The sequence below is a fragment of the Prolixibacteraceae bacterium genome (assembly GCA_019720755.1).
In the GTDB taxonomy this organism is placed as follows: Bacteria; Bacteroidota; Bacteroidia; order Bacteroidales; family Prolixibacteraceae; genus Halosquirtibacter; species Halosquirtibacter laminarini.
Map to the genome: position 1 here is coordinate 3575156 of CP081303.1, position 19480 is coordinate 3594635.

At 34.1% G+C, this 19480-nt stretch carries 18 protein-coding genes; 12 read left to right on the plus strand and 6 right to left on the minus strand.

The features are described from left to right. Positions 1-3 precede the first annotated feature (3 nt). Positions 4-1131, plus strand: coding sequence for a YncE family protein (locus K4L44_14155; GenBank protein QZE13695.1), 1128 nt, complete (start codon positions 4-6; stop codon positions 1129-1131). A 186-nt stretch (positions 1132-1317) separates the two neighbouring features. Here the strand turns inward: K4L44_14155 and clpB are convergent, their stop codons facing one another. Together clpB and K4L44_14165 are read right to left on the minus strand one after the other, a co-directional pair. Next, positions 1318-3906, minus strand: a complete 2589-nt coding sequence (clpB, locus tag K4L44_14160) for an ATP-dependent chaperone ClpB (protein QZE13696.1) — start codon at positions 3904-3906, stop codon at positions 1318-1320. Between the two features lie 782 nt (positions 3907-4688). Then, entirely contained in the window at positions 4689-5168 is a 480-nt protein-coding gene (locus K4L44_14165) for a hypothetical protein (protein ID QZE13697.1), read from the minus strand. 1200 nt (positions 5169-6368) lie between these two features. Here K4L44_14165 and K4L44_14170 point away from each other — a divergent pair. The 10 genes from K4L44_14170 to K4L44_14215 all read left to right on the plus strand — a co-directional run bounded on the left by K4L44_14170 (position 6369) and on the right by K4L44_14215 (position 13820). After that, positions 6369-6632, plus strand: coding sequence for a transposase (locus tag K4L44_14170; GenBank protein QZE13698.1), 264 nt, complete (start codon positions 6369-6371; stop codon positions 6630-6632). Between the two features lie 17 nt (positions 6633-6649). After that, positions 6650-7192, plus strand: a complete 543-nt coding sequence (locus tag K4L44_14175) for an IS3 family transposase (protein QZE16014.1) — start codon at positions 6650-6652, stop codon at positions 7190-7192. Between the two features lie 9 nt (positions 7193-7201). After that, a complete protein-coding gene (locus K4L44_14180; GenBank protein QZE13699.1) occupies positions 7202-7543 on the plus strand; it encodes an integrase core domain-containing protein in 342 nt (113 codons plus the stop codon). 320 nt (positions 7544-7863) lie between these two features. Further along, positions 7864-8163, plus strand: a complete 300-nt coding sequence (locus K4L44_14185) for a transposase (GenBank protein ID QZE13700.1) — start codon at positions 7864-7866, stop codon at positions 8161-8163. Between the two features lie 134 nt (positions 8164-8297). After that, entirely contained in the window at positions 8298-8600 is a 303-nt protein-coding gene (locus K4L44_14190; GenBank protein QZE13701.1) for an IS3 family transposase, read from the plus strand. Between the two features lie 90 nt (positions 8601-8690). Then, positions 8691-10118, plus strand: coding sequence for an IS66 family transposase (locus tag K4L44_14195; GenBank protein QZE13702.1), 1428 nt, complete (start codon positions 8691-8693; stop codon positions 10116-10118). Between the two features lie 123 nt (positions 10119-10241). Further along, a complete protein-coding gene (locus tag K4L44_14200; protein ID QZE13703.1) occupies positions 10242-10592 on the plus strand; it encodes a DDE-type integrase/transposase/recombinase in 351 nt (116 codons plus the stop codon). A gap of 53 nt (positions 10593-10645) precedes the next feature. Further along, a complete protein-coding gene (locus K4L44_14205) occupies positions 10646-11764 on the plus strand; it encodes an ISAs1 family transposase (GenBank protein ID QZE13704.1) in 1119 nt (372 codons plus the stop codon). A gap of 648 nt (positions 11765-12412) precedes the next feature. After that, positions 12413-13318, plus strand: coding sequence for a transposase (locus K4L44_14210; protein QZE13705.1), 906 nt, complete (start codon positions 12413-12415; stop codon positions 13316-13318). 226 nt (positions 13319-13544) lie between these two features. Continuing rightward, a complete protein-coding gene (locus tag K4L44_14215; protein ID QZE13706.1) occupies positions 13545-13820 on the plus strand; it encodes a hypothetical protein in 276 nt (91 codons plus the stop codon). Between the two features lie 79 nt (positions 13821-13899). Here the strand turns inward: K4L44_14215 and K4L44_14220 are convergent, their stop codons facing one another. From K4L44_14220 to K4L44_14230, 3 genes are all read right to left on the minus strand, one after another. Beyond that, positions 13900-14913: a transposase gene (locus tag K4L44_14220; GenBank protein ID QZE13707.1), complete on the minus strand. Its 1014-nt coding sequence runs from the start codon at positions 14911-14913 to the stop codon at positions 13900-13902. A 17-nt stretch (positions 14914-14930) separates the two neighbouring features. Then, the gene (locus K4L44_14225) at positions 14931-15158 is read right to left on the minus strand and encodes a hypothetical protein (GenBank protein QZE13708.1); all 228 of its coding nucleotides are present in this window, start codon (positions 15156-15158) and stop codon (positions 14931-14933) included. 67 nt (positions 15159-15225) lie between these two features. Continuing rightward, positions 15226-15891 carry a hypothetical protein gene (locus K4L44_14230; GenBank protein QZE13709.1) on the minus strand — a complete coding sequence of 222 codons (666 nt, stop codon included), beginning with the start codon at positions 15889-15891 and terminating at the stop codon, positions 15226-15228. Between the two features lie 240 nt (positions 15892-16131). Between K4L44_14230 and K4L44_14235 the strand changes: the two genes are divergently transcribed. After that, on the plus strand, positions 16132-17739 hold the full coding sequence (locus K4L44_14235; GenBank protein ID QZE13710.1) for a sulfatase: 1608 nt from the start codon (positions 16132-16134) through the stop codon (positions 17737-17739). Between the two features lie 196 nt (positions 17740-17935). Here the strand turns inward: K4L44_14235 and K4L44_14240 are convergent, their stop codons facing one another. Further along, on the minus strand, positions 17936-19396 hold the full coding sequence (locus K4L44_14240) for an aminoacyl-histidine dipeptidase (GenBank protein QZE13711.1): 1461 nt from the start codon (positions 19394-19396) through the stop codon (positions 17936-17938). Positions 19397-19480 lie beyond the last annotated feature (84 nt).

Below are 19480 nucleotides of genomic sequence, written 5' to 3' on the forward strand. Positions count from 1 at the left end.
ATTATGCAGAGAATAAACATATTTTTGTTATTGCTTTTGCTTATTGGTTTTGCTTCATGTATGAAAGATGAGGTTTTGTGGCAAAAGGGACGAATGAATCATAAGAGTCGTTCTGCTGGATTGTTTATTACCAATGAAGGAAATTTTATGTATGGAAACTCCTCTCTTTCTTATTACGACATGGAGGAGGAAACAGTAGAGAATCTTGTGTTCTTCGAAACCAATGGTTTCCCAATGGGAGATGTGGCTCAATCTATGGTGATTCGAGATACATTGGGGTATGTGGTGATTAATAACAGTAGTAAAATATACGTAATCAATACCAATACTTTTAAGTGTGTTGGAAAGATTATAGGATTGAACTCCCCAAGATATATTCACTTTCTTGGAAAACACAAAGCATATGTGACAGATCTTTATGCAAAAAAGATCTCTATTATTGATCCACTGGGTGACTATGAAAAGACAGGAATTGTAAATGGAAAGATTATCGGTTCTATTGATGTAAGTAATGACGATACTGAGTTTTATCAGCACCCCACGGAACAGATGGTTCAATATAAGCAATTTGTCTTTACCAACTGTTGGAGCTATGACAATAAAATTCTCGTTATTGATACTAATACGGATAAAGTGGTAGATACGATTGAGGTCCTAAAACAACCTACCTCTTTGGTCATCGATCGATTTAATCATATATGGACTATTACTGATGGAGGGTACAAGGACTCGCCTTATGGTCAAGAAGCTCCAGGTTTGCAATGTATTGATGCTGAAACACGAAAAGTATTAAAAACATGGCGTTTTGAATTTGATGATTGGCCCTCTGAAGTACAAATAAATGGAACCAAAGATATTCTGTATTTCATAAACAAACATGTTTATCGTATGCCTGCTTCACTTACCGCAGAGCCTGAGTGTTTTATTAAGAATCCGGATGTTGACAAACAAAATGGTGGTTTTTATGGACTAACGATTGACCCTAATACAGGTGAAATTTATGTGGCTAATGCTATCGACTATCAGCAACAAGGAATTGTATATCGTTTTGATAGAACAGGGATTCCTGTAGATACTTTCAAAGTTGGTATTATTCCTGGTGCTTTTTGTTTTAAGCCTTCCCTCGATTAGATGGCTTAAGCAAAACCTCTATTTCTTACTCTTTTCAAGAGTGTTTGCATACTGACTGTTTTTTGTTTTAAGTCTTTCTCTTTATAGTGACTTAACAAAATCTTTATTCCCTATTTCTACTATAATTTAGTATGCTAGTTCGACAATTCAGATAGCTGTCATCTTTTTGACAGCTATCTGTGTCTTTTAATTTTTAAACATTAAGTGTCCATTCTCAGCATCCAAAACAATTTTTTCGTTTGCCGTAATAGACTGTTTTAGGATCTCCTTAGAAAGAGGATTTAAAACAGATCTTTGAATTTCTCTTTTTATGGGACGTGCTCCCATCTGAATATCAAACCCAGCTTTTGTAATTGCTGATACTGCTTCTTTAGTGTAATCCAATTCAATCTGGTTTTCCACCAAACGTTTTTGTAATATCTGTAATTGTAGCTCTACAATAGCATGAATGTCCTTCTCAAATAGAGGTGTAAACATGATTACATCATCAATCCTATTTAGAAATTCTGGACGTACTGACTGTTTTAATCGATCTAATAGCGCACTCTTGGTATTTTCAACCACTTGGTCAACCTCTCCCTCTTTAAATTGATTAAAGTTATTCTGTATAATATCAGAACCAATATTGGAGGTCATGATGATAATGGTATTTTTGAAATTCACCATTCTTCCTTTGTTATCTGTTAACCTACCATCGTCCAACACTTGTAATAGGGTATTAAAAACATCTGGATGTGCTTTCTCTATTTCATCAAATAGAACTACAGAGTAAGGTTTGCGACGAACTGCCTCTGTCAACTGCCCCCCCTCATCATATCCAACATAGCCTGGAGGCGATCCAATAAGTCTAGTGACAGAGAATTTTTCTTGATATTCCGACATATCAATACGAGTCATCATATTCTCATCATCAAAAAGAAAATCGGCTAGTGCTTTTGCAAGCTCCGTCTTTCCTACACCAGTAGACCCTAAGAATATAAACGACCCTATTGGTTTTTTCTCATCTTGTAATCCTGCCCTACTTCGTCGAATGGCATCGGAAACAGCCGTGATCGCTTCCTCTTGTCCTACGACTCTCTCATGAAGAGCCTCTTCCAAGTGAATAAGCTTTTCTCTATCACTCTTCATCATTTTGGTGACAGGGATACCCGTCCATTTCGCGACCACTTCTGCAATATCTTCGGAGTCAACCTCCTCTTTTATCATTTGGTCTTCACTGTTTTGATTGACCACCTCTTGCTCTAGTTCACGAAGACGCTTCTCGCTCTCTACTATCCGACTATAGCGTAGTTCTGCAACCATCTCATAATCAGCTTGACGCTCTGCAATCTCCGCTTGGGTTTTTAAGTTTTCAAGCTCTAGTTTACACTCTTGTATCTCGTCAATAGTGCTCTTTTCATTCTGCCATTTGGCTTTTTGAGTATTAAGTTGATCTTGTAGTTCGGCAATACTCTTTTCTAGAGAACCTAGCTTATCGCTGTTCTTTTCTCTTTTAATTGCTTCTCTCTCAATTTCAAGTTGCATGATCTTACGTTGCATCTCATCGATCTCTTCTGGAACAGAGTTGATCTCTAAACGCAATTTAGATGCTGCTTCATCCATTAAGTCAATTGCCTTATCTGGAAGAAAACGATCCGAGATATATCTATTAGACAGTTCTACTGCAGCAATTACTGCTTCATCTTTAATACGAACTTTATGGTGAGTCTCGTACTTCTCTTTGATTCCTCGAAGAATAGATATGGCACTTTGTACGTCTGGCTCGTTCACCATCACTGTTTGGAAACGTCTCTCAAGCGCTTTGTCCTTTTCAAAATATTTTTGATATTCATCTAAAGTTGTTGCACCAATAGAGCGAAGTTCTCCCCTTGCAAGAGCAGGTTTCAGAATATTGGCTGCATCCATAGCACCTTCTCCTTTTCCTGCCCCCACTAATGTATGGATCTCATCTATGAAAAGAATAATTTCGCCATCTGCCTGTATTACTTCATTTACTACCGATTTTAGACGCTCCTCAAACTCTCCTTTATATTTTGCTCCAGCAACCAATGCTCCCATATCCAAACTAAAGATCTGCTTGGTTTTTAGATTCTCAGGGACATCTCCTCTAACAATTCTATGTGCTAGTCCTTCGGCAATAGCCGTTTTTCCTGTCCCAGGTTCTCCAAGAAGAATCGGGTTGTTCTTCGTTCTTCGACTTAAAATCTGAAGTATACGACGAATCTCTTCATCTCGACCAATCACAGGGTCTAATTTACCGCTCTGTGCCTGCTGGTTAAGATTTATAGCAAAACGTTGAAGTGTATTAAATTGATCTTCTGATGTTTGACTGTCTACACTCTTCCCTTTCCTTAGGTCCTTGATCGCAACCATCAACTCTTTCTCTTTAACTCCAGCATCTTTTAATAGTCTAGAAATATTACTTTTTATTTTGACCAATGCCAATAGAAGATGTTCTACACTCACAAACTGATCTCCCATCTTTTGAGCTTGACTTTGTGCTTCAATAAGGATATTATTGGTGCTGTTTGAGGCCCTTACTTCTCCACCAGCTGCTTTAGGATAACTCTCTATTTCTTTCTCTAATACAGCAGTTATCTGTTGTAGAGATACATCTAGTTTCTTAATGAGAAATCCTGTAATATTCTCTGCACTAACCAAAATCCCTTTTAGCAAGTGCCCTGGTTCTAAGGCAGCATTGCCATTGCTTTGAGCAATGGTAAGTCCATGTGACAATGCTTCTTGCGCTTTAATTGTCAATTGATTTGTGTTCATATATATTGTTTTTGTTTTTTCTATTATGATGTATAACAAACCTTGTACCATTGTAGTTTAAGTGTCAATATGACGTATTTTAAAGAGTTGTTGTGTGACAATATGACTATTGTGGGTGCCCTGAAATCACTATGTTGTTGAGGAAATATGTTGAATTACAGTGTGTTGTGATTTATTGTTGTGGTCTTATTATTAAATTAGAGTAGTCTGACTCCAAGAATACCCTTAATAAGTAGATTCTAAATGATACCTCCTGTAAATATTTGAGATTAAGCTACGTTTATCTTTTATATATCGCCATACAATTGAAATATTGCTTTATATATATTGATTGTTGGAAGTTGATTAATTGATCAGATTCTGAATTAGAGAATTCTCTATTGTTAATTTCATTGAGATTATTGGAAAAGTAATTTATTTTGCAGAGAGATTGAATGCCTTCATATAAAGTGTAAATTATATCAGAGCCATGTTCTATGGAGAGATGGTGATTTATGAGGAATACTTCAACGAGGATTTGATAGTGGTAAATGAAGTGTCTTATGATAGTGGTTGTGGACATCCAAACGGTGAGTCGTTCCGTCATTCCATCGCTTGAGAACTATAACATAAATTAGGAGGGGTAGATGCTGAGAAAATGAGCTTTCGGTGATAGAAAAGGATTTACTTTTAATATAAAATAGGAAGGGGGGCTATTTTAGCCCCCCTTTATAATCAAATATTAATCTATATCAACTATTATATGTTATACTACATCACTATACTTTTGGTTAATACTATGTTTATTTCAGAATGTGTCTGTAATTTTCATTTAGAAGATCAGGAAGATAAGCTGCAATAAGGTTTAGTGCTTTCGCATCGCTGATTCCTACAGGACAAATGATACGTTGGTTGTTCATTTGGTTCTGATCAATTACTGCTGCAGTAATTTGACGATTAACTTTCGCTTTGTATCCTTTTAATTGTCTTACTCCAAATCCGTGTTTTGTGTTTACATATCTTACTTCGAAATACTCACCACGAACGATATATTCTGTTCCGTTGTTTGTGAAATTCTTTTCAATATGTACTCCTTCATTTATATTACCATAATTTAGTTCCCACATGTTCAAAGCATCAGTATCAATACTAGATACTTCCGTGATCTGGAAATTATTCATGCTCGCACTATTATCTAAATCATTTGCTTTTACCATGTTTACTGTAAAAATGATTGCAACTATTGCAACAAAGCGACCGAATTTTAAATTTAGATTTTTCATAACGTCCTGCTTTTTGAGTCTCTACCGATTCTCTCGTTTTTTTGAATAAAAAATAAATAATAATATAACTCTTTATGGTTGTCGTTATCACTGTGTTTGTTTGTGATTGACAATGCAAATCAAGACAAAATTGGTAGAGTGGCAAATTTAAAAGATGTGCTAAAAGACATGTTTTTTTTATTTAAAAGCAGTTGCTTTTTCTAAATATGTACTATTATGGTTATCATGTTTTACATCTTAGATTACTTTACAATACAACCTGTTTCATTCTATTATCAAACAGCCTTACTTTGCTTATAGAATGATATTTGACAGGTCGTGGTTGCATAGTGTAAGTTGTTGTTTTTCAGAATATCTATTCACTTGTGTTATGAAAAAGTTGTATAATCTTTCTAAAACAACTAAAAAGTAGTTGAATCGCTTACGTTTTTATTGTGAAGGGGAGTGTTCTGTAGAATAATGAAAAATGCTATCTAGAGATGCTAAAAAAGAATTGAGTTAAACGTTTTATAATATACTTATACTTTATCAAATTAATCATGACTTTTCTTACATTCTGATGAAATCAGAGTTTTTATTAAAAAAAACTATTTTTCTAATCGCAATTTTCTTTTTCACTCTTTTTTTGATTCAATACATTCTCTTTCGCGAGATATTAAGGCCACCCATTACTATTTATGGTGACATAATGAGGAATTTTCTGTAGCTATTCCCAGTTTTATTCAGGACGTTCATAACTAGTCGGTTATGTGAAATATTTTTTACTCTGTTTATGCTGTCCTAAAATTAGGAGAGCAAATGAAGTATGGATTCAGTGTATTACAATCCTAGTTGTATAATTTTAATACCCAATAAGCATAATGAAACGATGTATATCCATTATAAAATCCCATTTGATATGTTTATCCAGGGCTTATGTTTCTTATATTTTTAATTTCAAATCGTAAGCTGTCACGATAAAAATGGCGATCTCTTCTAAATTTTACTACTATTTGTCGGGTATATTGTATACCCATTGTTCATGGCTTGTTCATGCTTCATTCATCGAATCGATGGACAAAGCATGGACAAAGCATGGACAAAGTATGGACAAAGTAACTATGAAACCTTACTTAGCCTCTTTTTAAGGCAGTGGATGTGGTATATTTGTACGGATAGCAGGTTAAACCCCTTATTACAGAAAAATAATAAATTTGTATTATGGGAATACGAAAAAGAAAGAGTTACGAAAGAGAGTTCAAGATGATGATTGTTAATCTTGTAGATAGCGGTAGAGATGCTCGTTCGGTTGCTGAAGAGAACGACATCGATGCTCATATGGTACGACGCTGGGTTCGTGAGTTTCATACATATGAAAAAAACTCATTTCATGGTAATGGCAATCTAGTTCAGACAGACGAAGAAGCAAGAATCTCACAACTTGAAAAAGAGCTGAAGCAAGTTCGTATGGAACGAGATATCTAAAAAAAAGCCATCAACATATTCTCCAAGAGCGACAGCTAACTTATGAGTTCGTATCAGATAATAGTACGATGTTTTCTGTCGAGAGTATGTGTAAAACACTAGACTTAAGTAGCTCAGCTTATTATGAATGGAAAAAAGATATACCATCCCAAAGAAAAATAGCATGGGAGAAGGATACAAAGCTCGTGTTGAAAGAGTATAATGAATCGAAACGTCGTTACGGTAGCCATAAGATTACAGCAGTACTTAATCAAAATGGTGTCACTACATCAAGAAACCGTATTGCTCGGATAATGAAACGAAATGGTATAAAAAGTTGTATTTGTAAAAGTTACAAACCCCAAACGACTAGGTCAGACCATGGTAAACGAGTTGCATTAAATCATCTTAATCGAGAATTCAAGACTAACGAACCATGTAAAGTTTGGGTATCTGATCTTACATATGTTCCAACAGAGCAAGGTTGGCTATACCTTACTACAATAATGGATCTCTTTGACCACTCTATTGTTGGGTGGTCAATGTCTGAGGACATGACGGCAGAAAACACTGTAATGTAGGCTTGGAAAATGGCCAAACGCAATCGTAAACCTAAGGCCGAAATGCTATTTCACTCTGATCAAGGGGTGCAATATGTAGCTGAAGAATTAAAAAAAGAATTTAGAAAGGCGAATGTAATTCAAAGTATGAGTAGAAAAGGAAACTGCTGGGATAATGCAGTAGCTGAAAATTTCTTTAAGATAATTAAATCTGAAATGATTGATCATAGACACTATTACTCTAGATTTCAGGCAAAGACAGAAATATTTCATTTTATTGAAGTTTGGTATAACAGGAAAAGAATACACTCAAAATTGGGATACAGATCGCCATTGGAATTTATGGAATTATATAATCAATGTGCGGCTTAACTTTTTGTCCGGTAAAAAGTTGCATATCCACAGTGTCCAAATGCTGATAGGGCACTGTCCAGAAAAGTGTGTAAGTCTCCTTGATGTATATTTCAAATGTTAGAGATCGTATTAATATGGTCAACAATGTCAAATGAAATATACTTCTATGATGAGATGCAGTTGGGGATTATAGTGTTTTGTGGTGTTTTGGATGGAACTTGAGTCGTGAATAAAATGTATTGTTTACACCAGTTCTTATTTTAAATATTAAAGTTTATAATACTCCTACATTTTAGCACCACTTTCTTAATTGAATTTTAATTCTTAAATTAAGAGTTATGGGAACATTGAAAAGAAGTCGTCGGAAATTTAGTTCCTCATTTAAATCTAAGGTAGTAATAGAGGCACTAAAAGAGCGAGAAAGCTTGCAAGAGTTAGCTTTACGCTATGAACTACATGTGAACCAAATATCCAAATGGAAACAAGAGTTCCTGTCTAACAGTAGTATTGTTTTTACTCAAAAGAATAGAGAGAAAGATGATTCTATCAATAAAGACGAGCTGTACTCTAAGATTGGACGCTTGGAAATGGAGAATGAGTTTCTAAAAAAAAACTTAAATCTCTTCGAGGATCTATAAATATAGATCTTCTCATTGAAAGAGAGTCTCCTCTTAGTATTCGTCAACAGTGTAACATTTTAGATGTTTCTAGATCGTGCTACTATTATAAGTCCAAAGGAGAATTTGATGAGAATATTGAGATAATGGATCTAATGGATAAGTGTATTATGGAATATCCAACATTTGGAGTTATTCGAATGCAGTCGATGTTACAAGATAATGGGTTATCTGCATCATATGAACGTGTAAGAAGGTTGATGCGAAAAGCAAGAATTAGACCTATCTATCCACGAAAGAATCTAACGAAGAAAAGAGAAGACAAGAATATCTATCCATATTTGTTAAATGGATTGAATGTCACAAGGAGAAATCAGGTCTGGCAAATAGATATTGTAACTACTCAGGTTCTTTTTGAGTCTAATAATCACACAAAAGTTCCAAACACGTTGTTTTAGTGATGATTGTTAATAATAATAGGCCGTATTGTTGATTACTTTCTGTTATAATATTTTCTAATTTGTCAAGATCGATGAATCTTTGTAGTCATGAGAACAATTGATTGTTTAGAAGAAGAAAATAGAGCTTTAAAGAAGCAGGTTGAGTCCTTAAAGGAAGAGCTAGACAGAGTGATGTCACGAGTTCAAGCTTTGTCACAAGAGAATACTATGCTTCATGAAAAAGTAAAGGATCTAGAAGATAAACTATCGCGTAATCATAAAAACAGTAGTAATAGTAGTTTTCCACCTTCAAGAGATTTACATACAGTAAAGAAAAATCAATCACTTCGAAATAAATCCACTAGGAAACCCGGAGGTCAACCCAAACATAAAGGATCGACATTACAACAGAGTGATTTTCCAACAAGCATAGAGTCATATTATCCTCCATCGACATGTCAGTGTGGTAATACATTAAATCAAGAAGACGCTAGCTTGTTATGCAAACGTCAGGTTTTTGACATACCACCTGTTCTTGAACAAATCTGTACTGAGCATCGTCTTTATGAAAATAGATGCAGTTGTGGTCAACTACACAAAGGTTCTATGCCCTCGAATATAAAAGCACCTGTCCAATACGGTTCTCATTTACGATCACTAATTGTAAGCTTGTATGTTGAACATTATATCCCTTTAAACCGTATTGGTTCACTAGTGGAAGAGATAACATCATTTAAAATTGGAGATGGGACTATTACTAATATTTTAAATAAAGCTCAAGAGGTGATGACTCCTTTATATGAATCACTTCGTGAATCGATATCCAAATCCACTGTAGTTGGCTCAGACGAAACAGGTTGCAAGATCAATGGAGGCAAAGGGTGGATGTGGGTATGGCAAAATCCTGAGGTAACATTCATTACAGCCAACAAGTCTAGAGGGTATAAAGTTGTTGTAGAAAACTTTAAAAAAGGATTTATTAATGCGACCTTAGTCAGTGACTGTTATGCTTCACAATTAAAAACTCCAGCCAAACATTATCAACTATGTTTAGCACATTTACAACGAGAATTAATCTACATTAAACAACAAACGAATAACAGTTGGGCAGAGGATATTTTGAATATATTCTATAAAGCCATGAAATTAAAGAGAGAATCAGCCAAGAACCAATATCCTTTAAAAGAAAAATCAATATTTAAAGAACAGCTTTTATTACTGTTGGAAAATGACGAGTATGACGATCAGCTAGATGAGATCAAGACATTACGGAGTCGATTAATTAAAAGGATTGATAGTGTGTTTACTTTCTTAGAGTATTACGAAGTTCCTTTTGACAACAATGCATCCGAAAGGTCAATACGTAATATTAAAATAAAACAAAAAGTATCTGCAGGTTATCGAACAGAAGAAGGAGCCCAAAGGTATGCCATGTTACGCTCTATTGTTGATACACTTAAAAAACAAGGAAAGAGTGTAGTGAGAATGATTGCTCATTGGTTATCTCAAAACCATCTTAAGGTCAGTTGGCAATAAAATAATTTACACATTATATATTTTCTGAACCTCCATTCTTTAGCGAATGGAGGCTAAACTATAAATGAAGCTGAGTAGTTACTAGATATTACATATATTCCACTTCTAAAAGGTTTTATGTACATGACAGCAATTATTGATGTTTTTAGTCGATATATTGTAGGTTGGAATTTATCAAACTCTCTTGATGCATCTGCAAGTATAGATGTTGTAAAGAATGCAGTAGAGAAGCTTGGTAAGCCTGAAATACTTAATAGTGATCAAGGTAGTCAGTTTACTTCAGAAGCTTATTTAAATATATTAAAAGAGTATTGTATCGCCATAAGTATGGACAGTAAAGGTAGAGCTCTGGATAACATCTATATCGAACGGTTTTGGAGAACAATCAAATATGATTACATTTATATCAATCCACCTTCTGATGGAATAGCCTTATACAAAGGTACAGGGCTTGTTCATGAATTGCTGAAATGATAAAAGGTCGACTATTCATATTATATTTGGATTGCTAAAAACAGATATAAATTATGAATAACGACCTTTCAAGTGCCGAAATTAGAAGATTCTATGAGAAATTACAAGTTAAATTAGTCGATAATCGGAGTCATGTAGGACGAAAGCATGAATTGGCATTTGTGATTACGCTTTTTATTATCTCAATTCTAACAAGTTCCGATCATCTTAGCATAAATAAGATTCATCGTAATATGGTTCGTTATTATGAGAAGTTATGTATCTGTTTACATAAAGATGTTGATCATTGTATAAGTCGAGTTCAGTTGACAAGAATTCTGTCTGAGTTTGATTATGAGTCCTTTTTGACAATTTGTGATGAAGTATACTCTTCTACAGAATGGATATCTATTGATGGTAAAGAACTTCGAGGTAGTATCGATTCTAAAAGCAATAAAAAGAGAGGGTTAAGTATTGTTTACTCTATTGGTCATAACACAAATGTACAACAGTTATTAGGTTTTTATGATGGGACAAAAGAGAGTGAAAAGAGTATTGTTTATGATCATATTCTTGAGTTGCCAGAGCAGGCAAAGATAACACTCGACGCAATGCACAATTCAGAAAATCTGTTGTCTAATATTCACCAAAATAGTCGATTCTATTTGACTCAAATAAAGTCAAATCAGAAGAAATTAAAGGATGACTTAGTGCATACATCCAATCATATAAAAGTAGGTGATGTGATGACAGAAACAGACAAATCGCATGGAAGAATAGACATTAGAAGGTACGAAATATTCCCAATCAATACAGAGATGTTAGAGCCTAGATGGAGTAATAGTGGTATATGTAATATGATTAAAGTGACAAGAGAGAGTCACAATGTAAAGAGAGGTAGAAGGAGTACAGAAACACGATATTATATCACCAATTATAATGGGGAAATAGGTGAAATTGCTGGTGCTATTAGAGGTCATTGGAAAATAGAAATAATGAACCGTATTCGTGATGTTAATTTTGGAGAAGACAAATTAAAGTCATTAGATCATGGATTACAAAAATCAATATCCTCTGTTATGTTGTTTATTTGTAGTGGATTAATGAAAATAAATAGCTACAATAACTTGAATATTTTAAGAGAAGAGCTTGTGCGCAATACTGATAAAATACACGATTTCTTCGCCGCTTAAATTTCATGAACAAGCCCTGTACAAAGGTATACAGAATTGGTTAGAACATTACCATTACAGAGCACACCAAGGAATTAATAGAAAAAAACCATTTGAGCTCTATAGTAAAGTGGCATAATACATTAATTGTTTATGAAAGTTGGTTCAGTAAATCGAGGGTATTATACTTTTCTTTCTCTGTAGAGAACATTTGTTTGGTGAAGTATCGGTAAAAAAAAGAAGGATCCCACATGGAGATGCCTTCATAAGTATATTAACCCTAAATTACTTTCATTGATAGAATATAAAAAGAAGTGAACCAATATAGATTCTAATGAGTTGTCGTATAGCAGCCTACTCTTCTTACTTTTTATTGTTGTTACAAATCAAGTGAAAATTGTTCTCTTATCAAACCTATATTCATATGCTTCATGACATCTTTTTTTTAGATTTAAAAATGGGGTATTAGAAAATGATTTTGTATTGAAAAAACTTGGTAACTGTTCTTTACGAGGAGATCCGTTTCTGTATAATGTTATTACTAATGCGAATCAAGAGTTGGATTTCATATCTAACCAAGTGGTTTAATTACCTATATAATAGACATTTATATTGTTTTTATCCTTGAAAATCAGTATCTTATAGTTGTTTTCAAAGCGACTTTAAAATATGATAATCAAGGATAAGGACTTCAATTTAATAAAAATATACGATCTAATTTGTTATTATTTCGATGAGTTAAGATATTATTGTGAACGATTTAGTAACAATAACTCCCCTTGCTTTACTGATCAAGAGGTGATGACAATATATCTTTTTGGTGTTCAATATCAAGAATACACCAAGATAAATCAGATTCATAAATTTGCATGTGATTACTTGTCTGACTGGTTTCCAAATTTAGGATCTTATCAAGCATTTTGTAATCGCCTTAATCGTTTAGGTGGAGCTTTTACAAGATTGTCTGAGTTATTACTTGAAGACACTCAGCCTAATGATTGTATTATCGATCAATGTTTACTTGATTCGATGCCAATTATAACGTGTTCTGGCAAACGAAAAGGCAAGGTGGCCAATGAAGTAACCAATAAAGGCTATTGCTCTACGAAAGGAGTTTACTATTATGGCATGAAGCTTCATATGCTGGGGATAAGACGACAAGATGCTTTACCATTTCCAGAGCAAGTCCTTTTTACCCCTGCATCTGTGAACGATATTGTCGTCTACAAGGAGAGATGGTCAGAGATGCGGAACAGAACCTTCTTCGGAGATAAAATTTACATGCATAATGAATTTAACCAACAAGTGAAGAGTCAGTATAATTCAGAAATGTTGACACCTATTAAGGCAATAAAAGGGATGCCTTTGATAATCAAACAAAGAATAAAAGCAGCAGATGATTTGTATAATAGAGCTGTATCTAAAATTAGACAACCTATTGAAGCAATGTTCTCTTGGCTAATCGAAAAAACAGATATACAAAGAGCTAGTAAAGTAAGTTCTACAAAAGGATTAATGGTACATGCATTCGGTAAACTAACTGCAACGTTTCTTAATTATGTTTTGAACCCTTGATTCGCATTACTATTTATTAATTTTCGATTTAGATCTGTTATTGATGAAACTGATCTGTTTTATCTTTGCAAGACCCTTAAGTTCTCTTTTTATTTTGTTCTATTGTTATTTATCTAAGTCTAGTCATTCATTCAAATGAAGATAATTTAGCGTAAATACATTTACAATTTATTATCTTTGGGATGTTTTGTGAGACTGTTCGTCTTAGACATTAAATTTTATTTTCATGAGAAACATCGATATTCCAAAACTTCTATTATTTATATTGATCTTTTTTATTTTTGGATCGATAGTTTTTTCTATCGTGGTAAGTTATATTTTGATTGCCTCTTTAGATCTCTTTCATATCAATATTGTAGAAACTACCTCTGCTTTTATGGATTCTATGATTGAAAAATGGGGAAACCTGGGAAGATATGCTGCGATTGCTAGTATAGTGATTTACTATTTTGTATTTGCAAAATGGGGATATCGACTTTACAGATATTTTGATAATAAGTAAATGAAGAGTCATTACTGACTTCTATACGTATGTTACCTTTTAGTCAATTATTCTAGTTGGCTACCTCCCGTTTTTTTAGTCAGAAATCTAGATTGAGTCTCATTTGTCCTACGTCTACTTGTGTCTGTTTACTCTGTATTATATGTTTTGTGTAAACATTTGCCAATAAAATTTTAATTATCGTACTTATCTTATAATAGATAAAATTTCTGAGTTCAGATACCTTGTTTTTATCAAGTATCTTAATTTTGCTATCTAGCAACAACCTTAGATGCATGGACTCTAATGTGTTATAAAGGATTCCCATTGCAATGGTTAAAATTGCCAACATGCATTGCAGTCCATCAAACTTCTTTATTTGTATATTCTCTAAATCATAGCTTGATTTGATATGTCTATGGTATTCTTCTATTTTCCAACGAAAGCCATATGCTTGAAAAGCTTCACTAATAACTTCTGTTATTGTATGCTTCGGTGAGTTGGTTAATAACCAATATTTCCCTCCTGATTTGCGTTTTGTAGCAACAAGCCATAGCTCAAATTCCCTCTGCTTTATTCTATATTTAACCTTAACAGCACCACACTCAAAGTTTATCTTTTTACTTTTGTTTTTGCCTCTTTTATTGGCAGTTAATTCCATGAAGAATGGAATCTTTTTCCCAATTGTAGATACAGTAGTTTCTTTGCCTTTGTATATTAATTTGGTATTCTTTTTCAATCTGATTATGAAGTTATTTTGTTGACTAACAACATAATCCTTAATAATCTGACGATCAAATCCTCGATCAAACACACAAGTTACATTCTTTGAAATAGCATTATCTACTTCTTTTAATGCTTCGATTGCTTCATTATCTTCACTCTTGGCTCCATGATCGAAACTGTACAGCTTATTATACAAAGGTGTCATCTTATTGGCCTTATCAATATGTACAACATTCATAAGCCAATAACCTAATCCAACCTTATTTTTCTCATCTCCATCTTTTACAAAATCCAGACCTTCCATGGTCTTAGCATATTTCTTTTGAATATCTGATCCATCAAATAGAATGTAGTCTCCTTCATGAATTGTATCTGACACACAATCCATATGGCCTCTAAGAAGTTTTAAAAAGAAACCTTTTTTATTGTAATGATTTCGAAGCCTTTTGGTTGTTTGTCTATAGAATCCCCTATAGCTGTTGCTATTTGATTGATAATAACAGACCCTGTCTTAAGAATACCTGTTGTTATCTCGCGTGTACAACGTAATTCTGGTTTGGTTAAATGACTATTTAATTTACAAAAATATAGACTTAGCTTGTTCTGTATTTGTTTTGTAAGTATCTTGTTCATGAGCTAGGTTTTAAATGATTATGTTTACACACTTAAAATAACATTTTTAATCTAGCTTTCCTCGTTTTTATACATATATTATATTGTGAATGTCAGATACTTGCAGTAATAATACAACTTTTTTCGGGAGGTAGTCAATACGGTTTAAAGGGATATAATGTTCAACATACAAGCTTACAATTAGTGAACGTAAATGAGAACCGTATTGGACAGGTGCTTTTATATTCGAGGGCATAGAACCTTTGTGTAGTTGACCACAACTGCATCTATTTTCATAAAGACGATGCTCAGTACAGATTTGTTCAAGAACAGGTGGTATGTCAAAAACCTGACGTTTGCATAACAAGCTAGCGTCTTCTTGATTTAATGTATTACCACACTGACATGTCGATGGAGGATAATATGACTCTATGCTTGTTGGGAAATCACTCTGTTGTAATGTCGATCCTTTATGTTTGGGTTGACCTCCGGGTTTCCTAGTGGATTTATTTCGAAGTGATTGATTTTTCTTTACTGTATGTAAATCTCTTGAAGGTGGAAAACTACTATTACTACTGTTTTTATGATTACGCGATAGTTTGTCTTCTAGATCCTTTACTTTGTCATGAAGCATAGTATTCTCTTGTGACAAAGCTTGAACTCGTGACATCACTCTGTCTAGCTCTTTCAGTAATGTCTCAACCTGCTTCTTTAAAGCTCTATTTTCTTGTTCTAAACAATCAATTGTTCTCATGACTACAAAGATTCATCGATCTTGACAAATTAGAAAATATTATAACAGAAAGTAATCAACAATACGGCCTATTATTATTAACAATCATCACTAAAACAACGTGTTTGGAACTTTTGTGTGATTATTATACTCAAAAAGAACCTGAGTAGTTACGTCATATTTAGTTGTTTTGTTCGTATATTTATGATGTGATAAATGACATATCAGATGTCATTATACGCTTTCTAACTATTTAACATTATGCTGAAAATAAACACATTTAAAGCTTCTATGCTTTTTGCATCGGTGGCTTTGTTTTCGTGTGGAACGAAAAAGAAGACTCCTAAACAACCTAATATTATCTTTATCATGAGTGATGATCATGGATATCAAGCTATCAGTGCATACGGTCATCACTTAAATCATACTCCAAATATTGATAGGATTGCTAATGAAGGAGTCCTTTTTACGCATGGATATGTCAATAATTCCATCTGTGCTCCAAGTAGGGCCGCAATGCTTACGGGAAAACACAGTTTCAAAAATGGAAAGGTAGATAATTTCCAAAGATATGATTGGTCGCAGGACAATGTGGCTAAGGAACTTCGTAAAGGAGGATATACCACTGCTTTGATTGGAAAGATTCATCTTAAAGGTTTGCCGCAGGGATTTGATTATTCTAATGTGCTACCTGGTCAAGGCCAGTACTATAATCCTGAATTTATAGAGAATGGGAAACAGAAAAAATATCACGGTTATTGTACCCAAGTAACGACTGATATTACGCTTGATTGGTTGAATAATAGGCGTGATAAAACCAAACCTTTTTTCTTAATGTACCATCAAAAAGCCCCACATAGAACCTGGATGCCTGATCTAAAGTATTTGGGTAAGTTTGATGATGTTGATTTTAAATTGCCTGCAAATTTCTTTGATACCTATGAAGGAAAGACAGCAGCAAAGCATCATGAGATGGGTGTTCTTAAGCATATGGATGTTGTTTATGACTTAAAGATGCTAGATAAGGAGGGGGATATCAAGACAAAATATCGTGGATACGCTCAAAGTATGTATAATAGAATGGATCCTGAACAACGTAAAAAATGGGATGCATATTATGATCCTATTATTAAGGCATTTAAAGCTTCAAAACTTACTGGAGAAGATCTTGCAAAGTGGAAGTATAACCGATATATGAGAGATTATCTTAGCACGGTTCAATCAGTAGATGATGGTGTGGGTGAAGTACTAGAATATTTGGAACGTGAAGGTCTTGCAGAAAATACGATTGTTGTCTATACTTCTGATCAAGGCTTCTATCTTGGGGAACATGGTTGGTTTGATAAACGTTTTATGTATGAAGAATCTTTCAGAACACCTATCTTAATTAGATACCCTAAAGGATTTAAAGGAGCAAAGATCGAAGATCATCTTGTTCAGAATATTGATTTTGCTCCTACATTCTTAGACTATGCCGGTCTTGAAATACCAAAAGATATGCAAGGAGAATCTTTAAAATCTCTTTTAGATGGCTCTGCCAAGAATTGGAGAGATGCTCTATATTATACTTATTATGAATATCCAGGAGAGCACAGTGTAGAGAGGCATTGTGGAGTGCGTACAGATCGTTATAAGCTCATACATTTTTATTATGATTCTGATACATGGGAGCTGTATGATTTAAAAGAGGATCCTTCTGAGATGAAAAACCTATATGGTCTGCCTGATTATAAGGAGATTCAAAAAGCAATGCATGTTAAACTTGACTCACTACGTGCTAAGTATGGTGACTCTGAGCAGATAGAGAACGAAAACCTAGATCGTTATTTGAAGAAGAAAGGTTTAAAAAGAAAAGTGATTAAAAAGTAATTTGATTTCAAGATTTATTTTTTTTGATATTAATTACTTTATAATATAATAGGGTTTCACTGAATACAATGTGAAGCCCTTCTTTATTGAGGGTCTTGATAATTATATCCTAGGGATTTATATATTGTAAGAAGAAATGGCAAATACAACTAATGTATTTGCCATTTTTAGTATGTAGTAAAATAGTCTAAAGACTCTATTTAGCAGGAATGTGCTTTAGTGTCTCTTTGAGGTATTCCCAAAATTTAGATACTGTTTCGATATTTACTTTCTCATCAGGTGAGTGAGGAGAACGAATAGTTGGTCCAAATGAGATCATATCCCAGTTAGGATAATGTGACCCTAAAAGTCCACACTCAAGACCTGCATGGATTGCTCTGATTTCTGGAATTTTTCCCCAATTTGTTTTGTAAACTTCTTGCATCTCTTTTAGGATAGGAGAGTCAAGGTTTGGTTTCCATCCTGGATAAGAACCAGAAAGAATAACCTCAGCATCTGCTAGTTCGAAAAGACTCTCGATCCTTTCACTTAACTCCATTTTTGCTGTTTCTACAGAGCTACGAATAAGCATGTTTACTTTAATCACTCCATTCACAGATTTTACAGAAGCAAGGTTTGACGAAGTCTCTACCAATCCTTCCATATCGTCACTCATACGTATTACTCCATTAGGACATGCGTATACAGCGTCGATTAGGTTGTCTTGAGTATATTCATCAATCAAAGAATCTGGCTTGTCACATCCTTCTATTTTGAAAGATAGATTTGGTTCTTTCTTAGAAAATTCTGATTTATAGGTGCTCTCAAATTCTGAAACTTTTGCTTTTAATGCCTCTACTTGTTCAGTAGGAACAACGATCTCAGCGAATGCTTCACGAGGAATCGCATTTCTTAGGCTACCTCCATCAATATTTGCTAAACGTACATCAAGTTCTCTAGTTGCATAACGAAGGAAGCGAACCATTAACTTGTTTGCATTAGCCAACCCAAGGATAATATCCATCCCAGAGTGTCCTCCTTTTAACCCTGTAATAGCTAATTTGAATGGTTCAAAGTCTTTGGGAACGATAAGTTGATCATACTCAAATTGTACAGAAGCATCTATACCTCCAGCACATCCAACATAAAGCTCTCCTTCGTCTTCTGAATCTAAATTAAGAAGAATGTCTCCTTTAACCCAGTTTGGTTGCAAACCGAAAGCACCAGCCATACCAGTCTCTTCTTCAGCAGTAAAAAGAGCCTCTACTGGACCGTGTTCCAAATCGTTTGATGACAAAACAGCCATTGCAGCAGCAGCACCAATACCATTGTCAGCACCTAATGTTGTTCCTTTTGCAGTAACCCAATCTCCATCAATATATGCATCAATAGGATCTTTTGTAAAATCGTGTTTAGTATCGCTATTTTTTTGAGGAACCATATCGAGGTGTCCCTGAAAGATAACCCCTTTACGATTTTCCATACCAGGAGTTGCAGGCTTGCGAATCAATACATTTCCTGCTGCATCTTTTAATGTCTCTAAACCAAGTCCTTCTCCAAAGTTCACCATAAACTCTTGGATTGCATCCTCGTGCTTTGAAGGGCGAGGTATTTGTGTCAAATCATAAAAGTGTTCCCAAACAACTTTGGGATCTAGGTTTTTTATTTCAGAACTCATAATACTTTAGCTTTATTATTTTTCTTAAATCTACAATTTAATTTGGAACAATTCTATGATAATTAGTCTTAATATTTGCTTTTT

Excerpts from the sequence above, each read along its gene's own strand:
- K4L44_14155 (QZE13695.1), top strand. The coding sequence starts at position 4 with ATGCAGAGAATAAACATATTTTTGTTATTGCTTTTGCTTATTGGTTTT.
- clpB (QZE13696.1), bottom strand. The coding sequence starts at position 3,906 with ATGAACACAAATCAATTGACAATTAAAGCGCAAGAAGCATTGTCACAT.
- K4L44_14165 (QZE13697.1), bottom strand. The coding sequence starts at position 5,168 with ATGAAAAATCTAAATTTAAAATTCGGTCGCTTTGTTGCAATAGTTGCA.
- K4L44_14170 (QZE13698.1), top strand. The coding sequence starts at position 6,369 with ATGGGAATACGAAAAAGAAAGAGTTACGAAAGAGAGTTCAAGATGATG.
- K4L44_14180 (QZE13699.1), top strand. The coding sequence starts at position 7,202 with ATGGCCAAACGCAATCGTAAACCTAAGGCCGAAATGCTATTTCACTCT.
- K4L44_14185 (QZE13700.1), top strand. The coding sequence starts at position 7,864 with ATGGGAACATTGAAAAGAAGTCGTCGGAAATTTAGTTCCTCATTTAAA.
- K4L44_14190 (QZE13701.1), top strand. The coding sequence starts at position 8,298 with ATGGATAAGTGTATTATGGAATATCCAACATTTGGAGTTATTCGAATG.
- K4L44_14195 (QZE13702.1), top strand. The coding sequence starts at position 8,691 with ATGAGAACAATTGATTGTTTAGAAGAAGAAAATAGAGCTTTAAAGAAG.
- K4L44_14200 (QZE13703.1), top strand. The coding sequence starts at position 10,242 with ATGACAGCAATTATTGATGTTTTTAGTCGATATATTGTAGGTTGGAAT.
- K4L44_14205 (QZE13704.1), top strand. The coding sequence starts at position 10,646 with ATGAATAACGACCTTTCAAGTGCCGAAATTAGAAGATTCTATGAGAAA.
- K4L44_14210 (QZE13705.1), top strand. The coding sequence starts at position 12,413 with ATGATAATCAAGGATAAGGACTTCAATTTAATAAAAATATACGATCTA.
- K4L44_14215 (QZE13706.1), top strand. The coding sequence starts at position 13,545 with ATGAGAAACATCGATATTCCAAAACTTCTATTATTTATATTGATCTTT.
- K4L44_14220 (QZE13707.1), bottom strand. The coding sequence starts at position 14,913 with ATGGATTGTGTGTCAGATACAATTCATGAAGGAGACTACATTCTATTT.
- K4L44_14225 (QZE13708.1), bottom strand. The coding sequence starts at position 15,158 with ATGAACAAGATACTTACAAAACAAATACAGAACAAGCTAAGTCTATAT.
- K4L44_14230 (QZE13709.1), bottom strand. The coding sequence starts at position 15,891 with ATGAGAACAATTGATTGTTTAGAACAAGAAAATAGAGCTTTAAAGAAG.
- K4L44_14235 (QZE13710.1), top strand. The coding sequence starts at position 16,132 with ATGCTGAAAATAAACACATTTAAAGCTTCTATGCTTTTTGCATCGGTG.
- K4L44_14240 (QZE13711.1), bottom strand. The coding sequence starts at position 19,396 with ATGAGTTCTGAAATAAAAAACCTAGATCCCAAAGTTGTTTGGGAACAC.